The 16,970-nt window shown below is 70.0% G+C and carries 8 protein-coding genes; 3 read left to right on the top strand and 5 right to left on the bottom strand.

The window, feature by feature from the left end; genetic code table 11:
• Positions 1 to 25 precede the first annotated feature (25 nt).
• From AYL44_RS12180 to AYL44_RS12165, 4 genes are all read right to left on the bottom strand, one after another.
• Positions 26 to 6,130, bottom strand: a complete 6,105-nt coding sequence (locus AYL44_RS12180; protein WP_064003568.1) for an Ig-like domain-containing protein — start codon at positions 6,128 to 6,130, stop codon at positions 26 to 28.
• Positions 6,131 to 6,299: 169 nt separating this feature from the next.
• Positions 6,300 to 8,630, bottom strand: coding sequence for an ATP-binding cassette domain-containing protein (locus AYL44_RS12175; RefSeq protein ID WP_064003567.1), 2,331 nt, complete (start codon positions 8,628 to 8,630; stop codon positions 6,300 to 6,302).
• A 60-nt stretch (positions 8,631 to 8,690) separates the two neighbouring features.
• The gene (locus AYL44_RS12170; protein ID WP_064003566.1) at positions 8,691 to 9,260 is read right to left on the bottom strand and encodes a DNA-3-methyladenine glycosylase I; all 570 of its coding nucleotides are present in this window, start codon (positions 9,258 to 9,260) and stop codon (positions 8,691 to 8,693) included.
• A gap of 30 nt (positions 9,261 to 9,290) precedes the next feature.
• The gene (locus AYL44_RS12165; RefSeq protein WP_064003565.1) at positions 9,291 to 11,396 is read right to left on the bottom strand and encodes an acyl-CoA dehydrogenase; all 2,106 of its coding nucleotides are present in this window, start codon (positions 11,394 to 11,396) and stop codon (positions 9,291 to 9,293) included.
• A gap of 277 nt (positions 11,397 to 11,673) precedes the next feature.
• Between AYL44_RS12165 and AYL44_RS12160 the strand changes: the two genes are divergently transcribed.
• Positions 11,674 to 13,812: an alpha-galactosidase gene (locus AYL44_RS12160; RefSeq protein ID WP_064003564.1), complete on the top strand. Its 2,139-nt coding sequence runs from the start codon at positions 11,674 to 11,676 to the stop codon at positions 13,810 to 13,812.
• A gap of 6 nt (positions 13,813 to 13,818) precedes the next feature.
• Here AYL44_RS12160 and AYL44_RS12155 read toward each other — a convergent pair whose 3' ends face one another.
• Complete coding sequence (locus tag AYL44_RS12155) at positions 13,819 to 14,187, bottom strand: MerR family transcriptional regulator (RefSeq protein WP_064003563.1); 369 nt, start codon at positions 14,185 to 14,187, stop codon at positions 13,819 to 13,821.
• Positions 14,188 to 14,309: 122 nt separating this feature from the next.
• On the opposite strand from AYL44_RS12155, the gene AYL44_RS12150 reads away from it, so the two are divergent.
• Both AYL44_RS12150 and AYL44_RS12145 read left to right on the top strand, forming a co-directional pair.
• Positions 14,310 to 15,818: a SulP family inorganic anion transporter gene (locus tag AYL44_RS12150; RefSeq protein ID WP_064003562.1), complete on the top strand. Its 1,509-nt coding sequence runs from the start codon at positions 14,310 to 14,312 to the stop codon at positions 15,816 to 15,818.
• Positions 15,819 to 15,899: 81 nt separating this feature from the next.
• Positions 15,900 to 16,970 carry a Gfo/Idh/MocA family protein gene (locus tag AYL44_RS12145; protein ID WP_064003561.1) on the top strand — a complete coding sequence of 357 codons (1,071 nt, stop codon included), beginning with the start codon at positions 15,900 to 15,902 and terminating at the stop codon, positions 16,968 to 16,970.

The raw sequence follows: 16,970 nt of genomic DNA, 5'->3' as shown, positions 1-16,970 counted from the left end.
GTTCAGTCCTTGCTCTCGGAGGGGGTCACCATTGGCTCGTCTCGTACCTCTTGCCGTTCAGCACTACCCAGACGTCGGCCCCCGGGAAGCCCCAATAGCACTCCAGCTGCACCGAGTTGTTCGCCGGGAAGTAAACGGGCCCCTCGTAGTTGTTGAACTTCGAGGCACCGTTCCGCCCTACGCCCCAACACTCGTAGCGGTAGTTCCCGGCCGGGAAGTCGGATGTCGTGACCTTGAAGTAGGCGCACGCCGAGCCGCTGCAGCCAGGCTGACCGCTGGCGCTCGAGCCGCGGCTCACGCGGGCGCGCGGGTCCGGCGGCGGCGGAGGTGCGGCCGTCGTCGCGCTGTCCTCCGCCGTCGTGGTCTGGCTGCCCTCGGCGCTCGTGCGCACCTCGATCGTGCGGGTCTCGCTGTAGTTCAGCCCGCTGTAGGTCTCGGAGCCCGACGCGGCGACCTGACGCCACCCGCGCCCGTCACCGGTGCGGATCTCCGTCGTGACGGGACGACCGTTCTCTGCCGGCGAGCTCCATTCCATGGTGATCTGGCGCTCATTGGTCCGGGTCGCCTTGGCCGTCGGGTTGCCGATCTGGCCGTACGGCCGCACCTGGTTGGATGCCGCCGAGGCAGGCCCCTCGTACGTCGTGCCGTCGGCGGTGGCCACCGCACGAATCCGGATCGTGTAGGCGCCGTTGTTGTCGACGCGGCCGTTGCCGATCGTGCCCGACGTGCCCGACCCGCCGCCGCGGACCCAGTCCGAACGCCAGGCGTTGCCGTTGACGCTGTACTGATACTGGATCTCGTTCGCGTTGGCCCCGTTGGACGCTCCCGGCTGCCATTCCACGGTGACCTGGTTGTCGCCCTCGCGCGCGACGACGTTCGTAGGCGCTCCGGGCGGGGTGAAGGCGCGACGCGGGGCCGACTGCGGACTCCGCTCGCCCCAGCCCGCCTTGTTCTGCGCGCGGACGTCGTAGGTGTAATCGGACTGCGACGTGTCGACGACGACGGCCTGGCTGGTCTGCCCGGCGGGCACGGCGATCGTGTCGACGACGTTGCCGCCGCGGATCACGCGGAGCTCGTATCCGTCGATCGCGTCGCCGTTGTCGGCGGGCTGGTTCCACGTCACGCGCATCTGCGCACGGTTGCCCACCGGCTCGAGCCGGGCCACGCTGGGCGCACCGGGCGCCGCAGGCGGGGCCGCCGGGATCTCACCCGCGGACCACTGCGAGAAGTCCGACGGCTCGGGCGCGCGGTTGTGGGCGCGGACGCGCACCTGGTACTCGGTGCCGTTCTGCAGGCCCTCCCAACGGTGCGTGTTTCCCGTGAGGCCGGTCTTCTGCGCGACGCCCGACGGCGGCGCGGGGGAGATCTCGAGGGTGTAGCTCTCCACCGGCGAACCCTCGGTGCGCGGCGTCTTCCACGCGATGTCGAGACTCCGGTCGCCGAAGGTCAGCGTCGGCGGGGCCGGCTGGTCAGGGCGCACGTCGGGGCGCGCAGTCTCCGACGGCACCGACGGATCGGACTCGCCGACGCTGTTCGTCGCGGTCACGACGAAGTTGTACTCGACATTGTTGGTCAGGCCGTCCAGCGTGCACGTCGTCGACGGGCACTCGCGGGTGTATCCACCCGCTGTCGATCGGACGGTGTACCACTCGATCCGGCGCCCATTGTCGACCGGCGGCGTCCAGCTGAGGACCACCGTCCGGCTCTCCACCGCAGTGACCGTCGGCTTGCCCGGGGCATCCGGGCGTCCCTGGACGGTGATGCGGATGCGCCCTTCGACGGCCCGGTCGGCGTCCTCCGTGGCGTCCAGCACCCGGTAGCGCACCACCACGTTGCCGACGAAGTCCGCGGGTGTCGTGACGTCGACACGGTCCCCGTTGATCACGGCGCGGCCCTGGCCGGTCTCGATGTTCGCCGACACGAGTCGCAGCGGCGTCTCCGGGAACGGGTTGACGTCGTTGGCGAGGACGTCGACGGGGATCGTCTCGCCCTGGTCCGCCTGCGGGATCACGTCGTCGTTGAGCGAGGCGAGCTCCCGGGTCGATGCCGTCACGGTCACCTGGATCGTCGCTTCGACGGGGTCGGTCTGGTTGTCGGTGACCCGGACGGTCAAGGGGAAAGCGGTGCCCTTCGCCGTGTCGGCGGCGGCGCTGACCGAGAGGGTGTCGCCCTCGATCCGAGCCGTCGTCCCCGCCGGCGCGTCGGACCCGAGCGAGAAGGTGAGGTTGTCGAGGTCGCCCGGATCGGGGTCGGTGACCAGTTCGCGGAGACCGAGGGTCGCCGGGTCTTCGCCCGGGGCGACGTTCAGGGCGGCACCGACCATCGTGGGCTGCTCGTTGTCGGGCGGGGTCACTGTGATCGGGATCGTCAGGGTCGCCTTGCGGCCGTCCTCGTCGTCTGGTCCACTTCCGTCGGTCACCTCGAACGTCAGCGCGTCCGAACCGAAGTACCGCTCGGCCGACGTGTAGACGAGCGTGCGCTCGTCCTGCACGAGGTTGGCGCCGTTGCTGTGCGAGGCGGAGACCTTCTCGGCCTCCGTGATGACGACGTTGCGGCCGCCCGATGCCCGGACGTACTCGGACAACGGCAGCTCGACCGTCTCACCGCTCTTGACAGTGATGCCCTCGGTGGAGATGAGGGTGGGCGGGAGGTCGGCGAGTGCCGGGACGCGGATGAAGGCCGCAGCGACCTGGTCGTCCTCGTCCGTGACGAGATAGGTGATCAGCTGGCGCTCGTCGCCGACGGTCAGGCTCACCTGGCCGTCCGACGAGACGCGGGCGTTTTCGCCGCCCTCACCGAGCGAGACCTCGAGGGCCGACCGGGTGCCGTCGGGATCGTCGTCGTTCTCGAGGACGTCGATGACGACGGTGCCGTCCTCCTCCACGTCCTCGGCAAGGACGCGGTCGTCGCGCGCGATCGGGCGCGACAGCGGGACGTCGGGGTCGACCGTGATCTGGACGGACGCCTTCGCTTCGAGTCCGCGCTCGTCGGCGATCGAGTAGAGCACACTCGTCTGCATCGGCTCGGCGGGGGAGGTGATCAGCAGTTGCTGACCTGAGACCTCGGCGTCCAGTCCGGGGACGTCGGGAAGCTCGACGGCGTCCTCGGCGAACCCGAAGTCGTCGCCGTCGGGGTCGGAGTCGTTCTGCAGCACGTCGACTGCGACAGTCCTGCTCGGTCGCATCGTGATGGTGTCGCGCACGGCGTACGGCGCCTGATTGGTCGACTCCGCCGGGGCGATGCCGACCTCGACGAGTCCCGTCGCCTCCTTGCCGAGGTTGTCGCGGACGCGGTAGCGGAAGCGGTCGACGCCGACCGAGTCCTCGAAGGCGGTGTAAGTGAACGAATCCGCCTCGATGGCCGTGACCGTCCCCTTCGCCGGGGCGGACGCGAGCCCCACCAGCTCGACGGAGTCGCCGTCTGCGTCGATTCCGTTGAGATCGATCGGCACCTGGACACCAGAGCCGCTTAGGGCTCGAATCGTGACATCGCGCGGCCGGGGTGCCGCGTTGGCCTCGTCGTCGCGAGGCAGGATGCGGATGGTGACGTAACCGGCATCCCGCTGTCCGGTCGAGTCCTCGACCTCGTAGGTCGCGTTGACCGTCTTGGGCTCGGTGCCGGCGCGGAAGCGCAGGGTGTCCTCGGACACGAACAGGTCGCCGTCAGCCTCGTCGACCAGGGGCGGTACCAGCTCGGGCGAGATGTGGATCTCGTCGCCGTTGGGGTGGTAGTCGTTGTCCATCACGGGGATGGTGACGACGTCGCCGACCCGCACGACGGCCTCGTCGTCGAGTGCGGTCGGGGGCTTGAGCTTCTCGGGTGCCGGGACGGGGATGACGATGATCTCGCCGTCGACCGACTGCGAGCCGTTGGAGATCCGGTACTGGATTCGGACCTGCTGGTCGAGCGCGGACTGGTCGCTGACCCGGATCGTCTCGTGACCGAGGACGGCGGCGGTGAGGCCGCTGTCGGCCCCGACCGTCACGGACTGGACGACCAGGATGCCGCCAGCCGGGTCCGTGTCGTTGCCCAGCACGTTGACCAGCACGTCCCCGCCGGTCGGGAGCAGCGCGACGTCGCGCACCGCGATGGGTGCGACGTCGGCATCCTCTTCGGGGAGGACGTCGATGCGCACGATGCCCGGAGCCGAGTTCGCACCGGCGGAGGCGAGGTACGTCGCGTAGTAGGTCCCGGTCGTGCCGGACTGGAACGTGAACGACTTGTCGGGGTAGTCCCGCGAGACGGTTCCGCCCTCGACGTCGTCCACGCGCGTGAGTCGGAGCTGTTCGCTGCCGGTGCTGGTGTCGTTGCTGAGGGGCCGCACGGTGACGGGGCGATCGGGGCGGGTCACGACGTGGTCGGCGTTCGTGACCGGCAGCGTCGTCCCGAGCGGACGGATGTCGTACCGTGCGACGCCGGCGCCGTCTTCGTTGCCGTCCGAAACCGCGATGGGAACGTCCTTGCGGCCCTGCAACCCGCCGATCGCGCGGTAGGTGATCTGACCGTCCGAGGTGAATTCGGCCTCGTCCCCGCCGTCGGGGGTGACCGACGACAAGAAGATGTCGTCGCCGTCCGGGTCGATCCAGTCGCTCAGAACGTTGTACGAGACGACACCACCGGTCTCGACGGTGATCGCCGTCTTGCGTTTCTGGACTGGCGGCGAGTTCTCGCTGAGCGGGCGGACGGTGAGGCTCACACGGGCGGTGTCCGTGCCTGTCCGGCCGTCGTCGACCTCGTAGGTGAACGATGTCGTCCCGCTCGCATCCTCCGGCAACTCGATCTGCAGGGCGGTGCCGTTGTAGATCGGCGTGACCTCGCCGATCGAGGGCTTGTTCACGACGCTCGCGACGAGCACATCGCCGTCCGCGTCGAGGTCGTTCTCCAGCACGGGGAGAACCGTCGTGCGGCCCGGGCGCACGCCGTAGCTGTCGTTCTCCGCCACGGGCGGGGTGTTGTCCTCGGTCCGCTCGGGGAGCGTCGACTGGATCGTCTCCTCCGTCGTCTCCTCCTCTTCCTCACCCTCGCCCTCGGGGGGCGTGAGGTCCTCCCAGTTGTCGACCTGCTGGAGGGCGTCGCTGGCCATCCAGGCGGACCCGCCGAAGATGTCGTTGAGGACCACGACGTCGCGGTTCACGCGGAAGCGGAGCTGGCTCGAGCGGTCGATCCCCTCGACCGTCTTGGTCAGGTCGTCCTCGTCGCCGACGCAGTCGCGGACGAAGGAGCCGGAGCCCGACCAGGCCCCGTACGCGCACCCCGCGACGTAAACCGGCTGCGCGGGGGCGCCGCCGTCACCGGCATCCGTCGTGACCGGGTCGCCGCCCGCGAGCGGGACGCGCACCAGCTGGGACGAAGTGGCGAGCGTGACGGTGTCGGTCACGTTCGAGGGCTGCTGCAGGATCGCCTCGTCGGGCACCTGGGTGACGAGGCCGTCGCTCGTGTACAGCGTCGAGGACGTGCGGTCGAGGACGACGCTCACGCCGCCGACGGACGTGATCGCCAGCTCGTCGTTCTTCTCGATGCCCTCGAGTTCGCGCTCGGCGGTCTGGACGAACACGCCCTGCGCGTCGGGCGCATAGGCGTACAGCGCGCCCTTCTCGGCGGAGACGGCGTAGACGAGGCCCGCCGTGCTGACCGTGACGGCGGCGCCCCGGCCGAGCTCGGCGATCGGATCGCCGGCTTCCTTGCCGACGGCGGCGAGCGAGGTGAAGGGCGCGGCACGCAGCGCTCCACCCTCGTCCATCGTCGCGACGGTCGGGCCGCCCAGCACGACCTGGGCGTTCGAGGGCAGATCGGCCTTGTCGGAGAGCACGACACGAGCCGGGTCGATCGCCGTGGCGGTGTTCTCCGCCTGGTCCGTGACCAGGACGCGGTTGCCCGCCTGCTGGATGTCGTACTCCTGCGACAGCGTGCGGAGGCCGCCGTCGAGGAGGCGCGACTCGTTGTTGAAGTGCCCGACCAGCAGGCTCGTCTGCTTCGTCAGCCAGACGCCGCCGTCGTTCAGTTCGACCTCGGTCGTCGGCTCGCCGTCGTAGGTGAGCGCGAGCACACCGACGGCGACCACGGCGGCGGTCACGGCGCCGATCGACGCCATCGTGCGGGGCCGCGAACGGAGCCAGGCGAAGGACTTCATGATCGTTCTGACTCCCCCCGGGCAGACGAGTTCGCAGGACCGACGGCCTCCGATCGATCGACCGGAAGGCACGGCGTGTGGACGGCATAAAGCCTAAGCGAGGGACCAATTTCGGGCGAGCGCGTGACGTGGGGAGTTCTCCCCACTTATGCTCTTCGGTTCGGTCGACTCAGACCGCGCCGACGTAGCGGGCGAGGTGCTCGCCCGTCAGCGTGCTGCGGTCGGCGACCAGTGCCGCCGGTGTCCCCTCGAACACGATGCGACCGCCGTCGCGACCGGCGCCCGGGCCCAGGTCGATGATGTGGTCGGCGTGCGCCATGACGGCCTGATGGTGCTCGATGACGATGACGGAGTTGCCGGCATCCACCAATCGGTCGAGCAGGGCGAGCAGGTTGTCGACATCGGCGAGGTGAAGTCCCGTCGTGGGCTCGTCGAGGACGTAGACCGCCCCCTTCTTCGCCATGGCGATCGCGAGCTTCAACCGCTGCCGCTCGCCACCCGAGAGCGTGTTGAGTGCCTGGCCGAGGGTGATGTACCCCAGCCCCACGTCGATCATGCGAGCCAGCGTCGTCTTCGCGGGGCCGGAGGTGAAACCGTGCGCCTCCTCGGCCGACATCGCCAAGACCTCCGCGATGTTGCGGCCGTCGAGCGTGTACTCGAGCACCGCGTCACTGAAGCCGGAACCCTCGCAGACCTCGCACCGCGTCTCGACGCTCTGCGAGTAACCGAGGTTCGTGATGATGACCCCGAGCCCCTTGCAGGCCGGGCACGCACCCTCGGAGTTCGCGCTGAACAGCGAGGCCTTTACCCCGTTCGCCTTCGCGAACGCCGTGCGGATCGCATCGAGCACCCCCGTGTAGGTCGCGGGGCTTGAGCGGCGCGACCCCTTGATCGGCGACTGGTCGACGACCACGACGTCCTCGAACGCCGGGACGTTGCCGTGGATGAGGGAGGACTTGCCCGAGCCGGCCACGCCGGTCACGACCGTCAGCACGCCCAGCGGGATGTCCACGTCGACGCCGGTGAGGTTGTGCTGCGTGGCGCCGCGGATCTGCAGCGCGCCGGTCGCCGGGCGGGTCGAGGTCTTCAGCGCTGCCCGGTGATCGAGGTGTCGTCCCGTGAGGGTGTCGGATGCCCGGAGGCCGGCGACATCCCCCTCGTACATGATCCGCCCGCCGCGCGATCCCGCGTGCGGGCCGAGGTCGACGACGTGGTCGGCGATCGCGATGACCTCGGGCTTGTGCTCGACGACGAGGACGGTGTTGCCCTTGTCGCGCAGCAGCAGGAGCAGGTCGTTCATGCGCTGGATGTCGTGGGGATGGAGTCCTGCGGTGGGCTCATCGAACACGTAGGTGACATCGGTCAGCGCGGAGCCGAGGTGACGGATCATCTTCGTCCGCTGCGCTTCGCCGCCCGACAGGGTCCCCGAGGAGCGGTCGAGCGACAGGTACCCGAGCCCGATGTCGACGAACGACGCGATGACCTTGCGCAGCCCGGACAGGAGCGGCCCGACGGTCGTCGCGTCGATCGTGTCGAGCCACGCGGCGAGGTCGGTGATCTGCATCGCGGCGGCGTCGGCGATGTTCACGCCGTCGATCCGGCAGGAGCGGGCGCCTTCGTTCAGTCGGCTGCCGCCGCACTGGGGGCACGGGAGGAACTTGACGGCGCGATCCACGAACGCACGGATGTGAGGCTGGAGCGCCTCCCGATCCTTCTGCAGGAACGACTTCGTGATCTTCGGGACCAGACCCTCGTAGGTCATGTTCATGTTCTGGAGCTTGACTTTGGTCGGCTCCTTGTAGAGGAAGTCGGCGCGTTCCTGCTCGGTGTACTGCGCGATGGGCTTGGCCGCGTCGAGGAACCCCGACTCGGTGAAGATCCGCACCATCCAGCCGTCCACGTTGTAGCCGGGGACGGTGATCGCGCCCTCGGCGAGCGACTTCGAGCTGTCGAAGAGCTCGTCGAGGTCGACGTCGCTCACCTCGCCGAGCCCCTCGCAGCGGGGGCACATGCCGCCGGTGACGATGTCGGACCCGGGCACGGTCGGGATGTTGAACGAGAACGCCTGCGGCGACGCCACCCGCGGCTCGCCGAGGCGGCTGAAGAGCAGCCGGAGCATCGCGTACGCGTCGGTTGCGGTGCCGACGGTCGAGCGCGCGTTGGCCCCCATCCGCTCCTGGTCGACGATGATCGCGGGGCTGATGTTCTCGAGGCCGTCGACCTCGGGACGGGACAGCTGCGCCATGAACTGCTGGACGAACGTCGGGTATGTCTCGTTGATGAGGCGCTGCGACTCGGTCGCGATGGTGCCGAACACGAGCGAGGACTTGCCCGACCCGCTCACCCCCGTGAAGACGGTGAGGCGACGCTTGGGGATCTCGACGTCGACGCCCTTGAGGTTGTTCTCCCGCGCCCCGATGACGCGGATGACGTCGTGCGCGTCGGCGACGGGAGGATCGGATGCCGGCCCGTCGACGTCGGTGATCTCGTGCTTCGCCATGTCCGCCTCTCCGCCCGCCGTCCCCACATGATCCTCGCGCACACCCCCGGGGGCAAGCGGTCAGCCGCGGGCCCGGTGACACCCGTTCACGTGGTCGTCGACCATGCCCGTCGACTGCATGAGGGCGTACATCGTCGTCGACCCCACGAAGCGGAACCCGCGCCCCCGCAGCGCTTTCGACATCGCATCCGACTCCGTCGTCGTCGCCGGGACCTCCGCGAACGAGGCCGGCCGACGATGGGATGCCGGGGCGAACGACCACATGAACGCGTCGAGCTCGCCCGGGGCCATCTCTGTGACGAGTCGCGCGTTGCCGATCGTCGCAAGGATCTTCGCGCGATTGCGGATGATGCCCGCGTCGGCCATGAGCCGGTCGACGTCGGCCTCGTCGAACGCGGCGACGGTCACCGGGTCGAACTCCGCGAACACCTCACGGAACCTCGGGCGCTTGCGGAGGATCGTGATCCACGAGAGGCCCGCCTGGAACCCCTCGAGGCTCATCTTCTCGAACAGCGCCCGGTCGCCGTGCAGCGGACGCCCCCACTCCTCGTCGTGGTAGCGGCGGTACTCGGCGTCGTCGCCGACCCAGCCGCAACGAAGGAGGCCGTCGGGCCCGACACGCAGTTCCACGCGTGTCAGGCTACCGACGGCCCCCGACGCTCACTTCTTCTTGAGCGACTTCTCCGGCACGGGAGCCTCACCACGAGCCGCGAGGTCCGCGTAGTGCGCCCGCGCCTCGTCCTGCCGCTGCCGCTCGATGCCGGAGGCGATCGGTGCGCGCACGTGCTCGGGCGCGAATCCGAACGCGTCGACGAGGTCCTGCGCGTGCGGACGCAGCCGCGCGCAGAGGCGGTCGATGTACTTCGACACCGCGGCGGCGCGCTGCGTCGACAGACGTCCGTTGATGAGGTGCCAGGCCAGGTGCTTCTCGATGAGGTGCAGACCGAAGAGGTCGCGCAACCAGGTGAGGACCTGGCGCGTGCCGTCATCCTCGGTGGCCTTCACCGCATCCGAGAACGCCTCCCACTGCAGCAGCTCGCCGTGCGCCCGCGCGGCCTCGATGAGTTCGGCCTGGTGCGTGTTGAACAGCGCCGCCGCCTCGGCCGCGGGGAGCTTGGATGCTGGGCGCAGCGCGCCGGCGATGTCGGCGACCATCTGCTCGACGCGTCCCGCGAGCAGTTCGTGCTGCTGCTCGGCCCGGAGTCCCAGCTCGACCGAGCGTGCGGTCGAGCCGAAGTCGGCCACCGTCTGCCCGAGGCTGCGGAGCCCTGCGCCGTGGAAGACCTTGCCCGCCGTCTGGCCGACGGCGAACTTCGCGAGGGTCGCGGCATCCGCCCCCTTGAACTGCTTCGCGAAGTCGGCGAGCAGGCGCTTGCCGACGAGCTGGAGCAGCACGTTGTTGTCACCCTCGAAGGTCACGTAGACGTCGAGGTCGGAGCGCAGCCCCACGAGACGGTTCTCGGCCATGAAGCCCGACCCGCCGCAGGCCTCGCGCGCCTCCTGGATGGTCTGCAGCGCGTTCCAGGTGCTGAGCGGCTTGAGCGCGGCCGCCAGGGTCTCGAGGTTCTCGCGCTCGGCGGGGGTGTCGGACGTGCCGCCGAAGACGCCGTCGAAGGTGCGCAGCAGTTCGTCGTGCGCGAAGTACTGGGCGACGTTCTGCGCGAGGAGCGGGAGGAGGCGGCGCTGGTGCTTGCCGTAGTCGAGGAGGACGACCTCGTCGGTGCCGGCGCCGGAGTCGAACTGCCGGCGCTGGTTGCCGTAGGTGACGGCGATGTAGAGCGCGAGCGACGAGGCGATCGTGGCGGCGCCGTCGAGGGAGACGCGCCCCTGGACGAGGGCGCCGAGCATCGTGAAGAAGCGGCGACCGGTGCTCTCGATGGGGCTCGAGTAGGTGCCGTCGGGAGCGACGTCGCCGTAGCGGTTGAGGAGGTTCGTCCGCGGCACGCGGACGTGGTCGAACGCGAGCCGGCCGTTGTCGATGCCGTTGAGCCCGCCCTTGACCCCGTCGTCCTCGCTCTGCACACCGGGCAGCAGTTCGCCGTCGGGCGTGCGGATCGGGACGAAGAAGCAGTGCACGCCGTGGTTCACGCCCTTCGTGATGAGCTGCGCGAAGACGGTCGCCGCCTGTCCGTGCTTCGCGGCGTTACCCAGGTAGTCCTTCCACGCCGCGCGGAACGGCGTGTGGATGACGAACTCCTCGGTCTCGGGGTCGTAGGTCGCCGTCGTTCCGATCGCGGCGACATCCGATCCGTGGCCGATCTCGGTCATGGCGAAGGCGCCGGGGAGCTCCGCGTCGCGGATCGCCGGAATCCACTTGTCGTGGTGCTCCTTCGTGCCGAGCTGCAGCACGGCCGAACCGAACAGCCCCCACTGCACGCCGGACTTGATCTGCATGCTCGGGTCCGCGAGCACAAGCTCCTCGAACCCGGCGAGGTTGGCCCCGTTGTCCTCCTCGCCGCCGTACTCCTTGGGCAGGGCGCGCGTCGAGCCGCCGTTCTTCGCGAGCAGACGCACCTGCCCCATGACGCGCTCACGGTGCTCGGCGACGCTCTGGCCGTCGATGCGCCAGTAGGCCGGGTCCTTGATGAGCTCGCGAACGGTGAGGCGCGTCTGGCCCCACGTGCCGCGGAGCATCGCGCCGACGGCGTCGATGTCGATGCGGGGCTCGTGCGCTTCGTCGGCAGTGTGGGGCGCGGTGGGGGCGCCGCCGGCGGGGGTGCGCTTGTCGGCGGCGGGGGTGGAGGAGCGGACGACGGTGTCAGTCATCACTGGCCTTTCTGAGGACGCCGGATCGGCGACGGGACAGGGAAGTTCGACCACAACGGTAGGAGTCCTCCAACTTTGGACCAACTGCGTTGTCCCTCTCGCACAACGCCGTCGGCGGACGTGATGACGCGCCGTTGTGCCGCGCCTACATCGGGCTATGTCGGCGCCCCGCGGCAGCCCACCGTCGCGTCAGGTCGAGGGCAGCGCGGGGGGATCCGGGAAGGCGCCGCGGAGAGGAACGTCTGTGCACGTTCCCAGGGCCTGCCAGACTGGGAACATGCGCGTCATCCCCGCCGACGAGACCGTCCTCCACCTCCGCTCCGGCGGCACCAGCGTCGTCCTCGACCTGCAGCCCGGGGCGATCCCCGCGATCGTCCACTGGGGGGACGATCTCGGCGACGCACCCCACGCGACGCTCGTCTCACTCGCGACGGCGTCACGGCTGCAGCGCATCTCGGGCGGGCTCGACCACACGGTGCGGCTCGGTGTCGTCGCGACCGCGGCCTCCGGGTGGGCGGGCACGCCGACGCTCGAGGGACATCGCGACGGCGAGGGCGTGAGCACGGTCTTCACCGTGGTCGGTACCCGCGCCTCGGACGATGCACTCGAGCTGGATCTCGCCGACGCCGAGGCGGGCCTGTCGGCGCGGTACGAGCTGCGGGTGACGGCATCCGGTCTGGTGCGGGCGCGGACGTCGGTGCGTAACGACGGGGAGGGGGTGTACACGGTGCAGGCTCTGCACGTGACGCTCCCCCTGCCGTGGGAGGCGACGGAGCTCCTCGACACGACGGGACGTCACTTGCGGGAGCGCTCGGCGCAGCGTCACGAGCTCACCTTCGGGACGCACCTGCGGGAGTCGCGGCGCGGCCGCCCGGGTGCCGACGCCACCTTGCTGTTCGCGGCCGGCGTCCCCGGGTTCGGGTTCGAGCGGGGTCGGGTGCACGGGGTGCACCTGGCGTGGAGCGGCAACTCGCGGATCTTCGCGGAGCGGGTCCCGACGGGCGAATCGTTCCTGGGTGCCGGTGAGCTGTATCTGCCGGGTGAGATCCGTCTCGCGCCGGGTGAGGAGATCTCCTCGCCCGAACTGCTGGGTTCGTGGGGCGACGGCCTCGACGAGCTCGCGGCACGGTTCCATGATGAGTGGCGTGCGCGTCCGCAGCATCCGACCCGTCCTCGGCCGATCACGCTCAACACGTGGGAGGCGGTGTACTTCGACCACCGGCTGCCGAAGCTGATCGCCCTCGCCGACGCGGCGGCGGAGCTGGGGGTGGAGCGGTACGTGCTCGACGACGGCTGGTTCCGGCACCGCCGTGACGACACCGCGGGGCTCGGCGACTGGTACGTGGACGAGACGGTGTGGCCGAACGGGCTGCACCCGATCGCCGATCACGTGGTCGCGAAGGGGATGGAGTTCGGGCTGTGGTTCGAACCCGAGATGGTCAACCCGAACAGCGACCTCGCCCGCTCCCACCCCGACTGGATCCTCCGCGGCCGCACCGACCTGCCCCCGTCGGCCCGGCAGCAGCAGGTGCTGAACCTGGCCCACCCCGACGCGTACGCGTACATGTTCCAGGTGATCGACGACATCCTCACCGCGTACCCGATCGCGTACGTGAAATGGGATCACAACCGCGACCTCGTCGACGCAGCCGCCGGTCCCGGCGGCGCGGCCCTCGTGCACACCCAGACCCTCGCCGTGTACCGCCTGATCGACGACCTCAAGGCCGCGCACCCGGGCCTGGAAATCGAGAGCTGCGCCTCCGGCGGCGCCCGGGTGGACCTCGGCATCCTGGACCGCACCGACCGGATCTGGACCAGCGACTGCCTCGACCCGATCGAACGCCTCGAGAACCAGCGGTACACCGCCCTCGCCGTGCCGCCCGAGATGATGGGCATGCACCTGACCACCCCGCACGTGCACTCCACCGGCCGCACCGTCTCCCTCACCCTCAGCGGAGCAGTCGCCCTGTTCGGTCACTTCGGGATCGAATGGGACGTCACGACCCTGTCCGAGACGGATGCCGCGGCCGTCGGCGCGTGGGTGACGCTCGCCAAACGGGTCCGCCCCCTCGTCGCGACCGGCCGCCTCGTCAACGCGGACGTCGCCGACCCCGGACTCGACGTCCGCGGCGTCGTCGCCGACGACCAGGCATCCGCCTTCTTCACCATCACCCAGACCCAGACCCTCATCTCCTCGCCGGCGGGGCGCGTACGCTTCCCGGGGCTGGATGCCGACCGCACCTACCGGATCGAGATCGTCACCCCCGGCGGGATCGTGCAGACCCCCGCACAGTCCCCGCTCGAATGGGCCCACCACGACACCGTGCTGACGGGGCGTCAGCTCGCCGTCGTCGGTCTGCGACCGCCGGTGCAGAACCCGCAGCAGGCCGTCGTCGTCGAGGTCACCGCGGTCTGAGGTCCGTCAGATCCGTTCGAGCTGGTCGAGGAACTCGTCGGCCATCTCGACCTGCCGACGGAGCTTCTCGCGACGCGCGGCGGCCTCGGCGCGCACGGCGTCGAGGCGCGCACGCACGTTCGGGTCGTCGGCATCCCCCGCCATCGCATCGACCACGTCGAGCAGCTCCCGCATCTCGTCGAGCGTGAAGCCCAGCGGCTTCATCCGGCGGATGAGGAGGATGCGGGCGACGTCGCCCTCGGTGTAGAGCCGGAAGCCGCCGTCGGTGCGCGCCGACGGGGTCACGAGACCGATCTCGTCGTAGTGACGGAGGGTGCGGAACGACAGCTCGGTCCGCTCGGCGACCTCGCCGATGCGCATCGTGCCGTCTGTCACTGGTTTCCTCCCGAATGGACGCAAACCTCCCGTTACGTTAGGTTTGCTCGTGCGCGTCCGCGCGCCCCCATTCTTCCGCGTCGCCGATGAGAGCGCGCACTCCCCCGATCACCGGAGTCTCCATGACGACCCCCACCCCTGCGCGCCCGCGCACGTCACCCACCGTGCTGCAGGCCCTCCGCAGCCCGCGCCTGCTCACCCGGGAGGCGCTCGCCGGGTTGGTCGTCGCGGTCGCCCTCATCCCCGAGGCGATCGCGTTCTCGATCATCGCGGGCGTCGACCCGCGGCTCGGACTGTTCTCGTCGTTCATCATGGCGGTCGCGATCGCGTTCCTCGGCGGACGCCCGGCCATGATCACGGCCGCGACGGGAGCGGTCGCCCTCGTCATCGCCCCGGTCGCCCGCGAGCACGGGATGGACTACTTCATCGCGACCGTCCTGCTCGGCGGTGCCATCCAGGTCGCGCTCGGCGCCCTCGGCGTCGCGAAGCTCATGCGGTTCATCCCGCGCAGCGTCATGGTCGGCTTCGTGAACGCGCTCGCGATCCTCATCTTCCTCGCCCAGCTGCCTCAGCTGATCGGCGACGGCATCCCCTGGCTCGTGTGGCCGCTCGTGGCCGCGGGTCTCGTGATCCTGTACGCCTTCCCGCGAGTGACGAAGGCCGTGCCCGCGCCCCTCGTGACCATCGTCGTGCTCACCGCGGCCGTCGTGGCGTTCGCGTGGAACGTCCCGACCGTGGGCGACCAGGGCGAGCTGCCGGAGAGCCTCCCGACGCTGTTCGTACCGAACGTGCCGCTGAGCCTCGAGACCCTGCAGATCATCGGCCCGTTCGCCCTGGCCATGGCCGTCGTCGGGCTGCTCGAATCGCTCATGACCGCCAAGCTCGTCGACGACATCACCGACACGCCCTCCTCCAAGACCCGCGAGGCGCTCGGACAGGGAGCCGCGAACATCCTCTCCGGAGCCTTCGGCGGCATGGGCGGGTGCGCGATGATCGGCCAGACGATGATCAACGTGAAAGCGTCGGGTGCGCGCACGCGCATCTCGACGTTCCTCGCCGGCGTGTTCCTGCTGGTCCTCGTCCTCGCGCTCGGCGACGTCGTCGCGATCATCCCCATGGCCGCCCTCGTCGCCGTCATGATCGTCGTCTGCATCGGCACGTTCGACTGGCACTGCGTGCGCCCCGCGACGCTGCGACGGATGCCGAAGAGCGAGACGCTCGTCATGCTCATCACCGTCGTCGCCACCGTCTGGACCCACAACCTCGCGATCGGCGTGATCCTCGGCGTCTTCGCGGCGATGGTCATGTTCGCACGCCGGGTCGCGCACCTGGTGACCGTCACCCGGACCGTCGACGACGCGGCATCCGCGGCGCACTACACGGTCGACGGCGAACTGTTCTTCGCCTCGAGCAACGATCTCACGAGACAGTTCGCGTACACCGACGACCCCGCGACGGTCGTGATCGACATGTCGCGTTCGCACGTGTGGGATGCCTCGACCGTCGCCGCCCTGGACGCGATCGTCGACAAGTACGAGCGACTTGGGAAGACCGTCACGATCGAGGGTCTCAACGACGCGGCATCCGCTTTCCACGGCCGACTCAGCGGACAGCTCGGCGCCGAGCACTGACGCGAGAGGGTTGACCCCGCCTGCGGCGGCCTGGAGGATGCCGGGGGCGACCGCATCGGGACGCCGCGACGAAGGGGTCTCATGACGCAGCCGGCACGATTCGCAATCATCGGCACGGGCTGGCGGGCGGAGTTCTTCCTGCGCCTCGCCGCGGCGGCACCGGACCGCCTCCAGGTGACGGGGGTGCTCGCCCGATCGGACGCGTCGGCGGCGCGCATCGCCACCTGGGGCGCGCCGGTGCACCGGTCGATGGACGACCTGCTTGCAGCGCGGCCCGACGTCGTGATCGCGTCGGTGTCGTGGGACGCCATGCCCGGCGTCATCACGGAGCTCGTCGACCGCGGGGTGCGCGTGCTCGCCGAGACGCCGCCCGCACCCGATGCCGACGGCCTGCGGAAGCTGTGGCACGACGTCGGCGCGAGCGGCCTCGTGCAGGTGGCCGAGCAGTACATGCTCATGCCGGGCCACGCCGCCCGGCTCGAGGTCGTGCGCTCGGGCGCCCTCGGCACGATCGGCGGCGTGCAGGTGTCGTCGACCCACCTGTACCACGCGACCTCGATGATCCGGACGTTCCTGGATGCCGGGATGGCCGAGGCCACGGTGTCGGCACGGACCTTCACCGCGCCGCTCGTCGACCCGCTCTCGCCCGCAGGCTGGTCGGACGACGTCTCGCCGCAGCAGCGCACGACGACCATCGCGACACTCGACTTCGGCGACGGCCGCATGGGCCTCTACGACTTCGTCGACAACCAGTGGTGGAACCCGATCCTGTCGCGACGGATCGTCCTCCGCGGCTCGCACGGCGAACTCGAGGGCGACACCGTGCGGCGGTTCGAGGGTTCCGAGGTGGTCGTCTCGCCGATCACCTACCGCCGCACGGGCGTCGACCTGAACCTCGAGGGGAACGACGTCGTGTCGGCCTCCTTCGAGGGGCGGATCGTCTACCGCAACCCGTGGGCCGGCACGCGGCTGTCGGAGGACGACATCGCCGTCGCGTCGCTACTCGAGACCACCGGACGGTGGGCCCGGGGCGACGGCCCCGAGCCCTATCCGCTCGCCGAGGCGTGCCAGGACCACCTGCTCGGTCTCGCGATCGGCGAATCCGCGCGGACGGGCGCCGACGTCCGGGTCACGCGTCAGCCCTGGGCCTGA

This window comes from Microbacterium oleivorans (assembly GCF_001644225.1).
Classification (GTDB): Bacteria; Actinomycetota; Actinomycetes; order Actinomycetales; family Microbacteriaceae; genus Microbacterium; species Microbacterium gawkjiense.
The sequence above is the reverse complement of the archived record's forward strand: the minus strand, read 5'-3'. Positions and strand labels throughout refer to the sequence as shown.

Coding starts and splice junctions, on each gene's coding strand:
- AYL44_RS12180 (WP_064003568.1), bottom strand. CDS start 6,130: ATGAAGTCCTTCGCCTGGCTCCGTTCGCGGCCCCGCACGATGGCGTCG.
- AYL44_RS12175 (WP_064003567.1), bottom strand. CDS start 8,630: ATGGCGAAGCACGAGATCACCGACGTCGACGGGCCGGCATCCGATCCT.
- AYL44_RS12165 (WP_064003565.1), bottom strand. CDS start 11,396: ATGACTGACACCGTCGTCCGCTCCTCCACCCCCGCCGCCGACAAGCGC.
- AYL44_RS12160 (WP_064003564.1), top strand. CDS start 11,674: ATGCGCGTCATCCCCGCCGACGAGACCGTCCTCCACCTCCGCTCCGGC.
- AYL44_RS12150 (WP_064003562.1), top strand. CDS start 14,310: ATGACGACCCCCACCCCTGCGCGCCCGCGCACGTCACCCACCGTGCTG.
- AYL44_RS12145 (WP_064003561.1), top strand. CDS start 15,900: ATGACGCAGCCGGCACGATTCGCAATCATCGGCACGGGCTGGCGGGCG.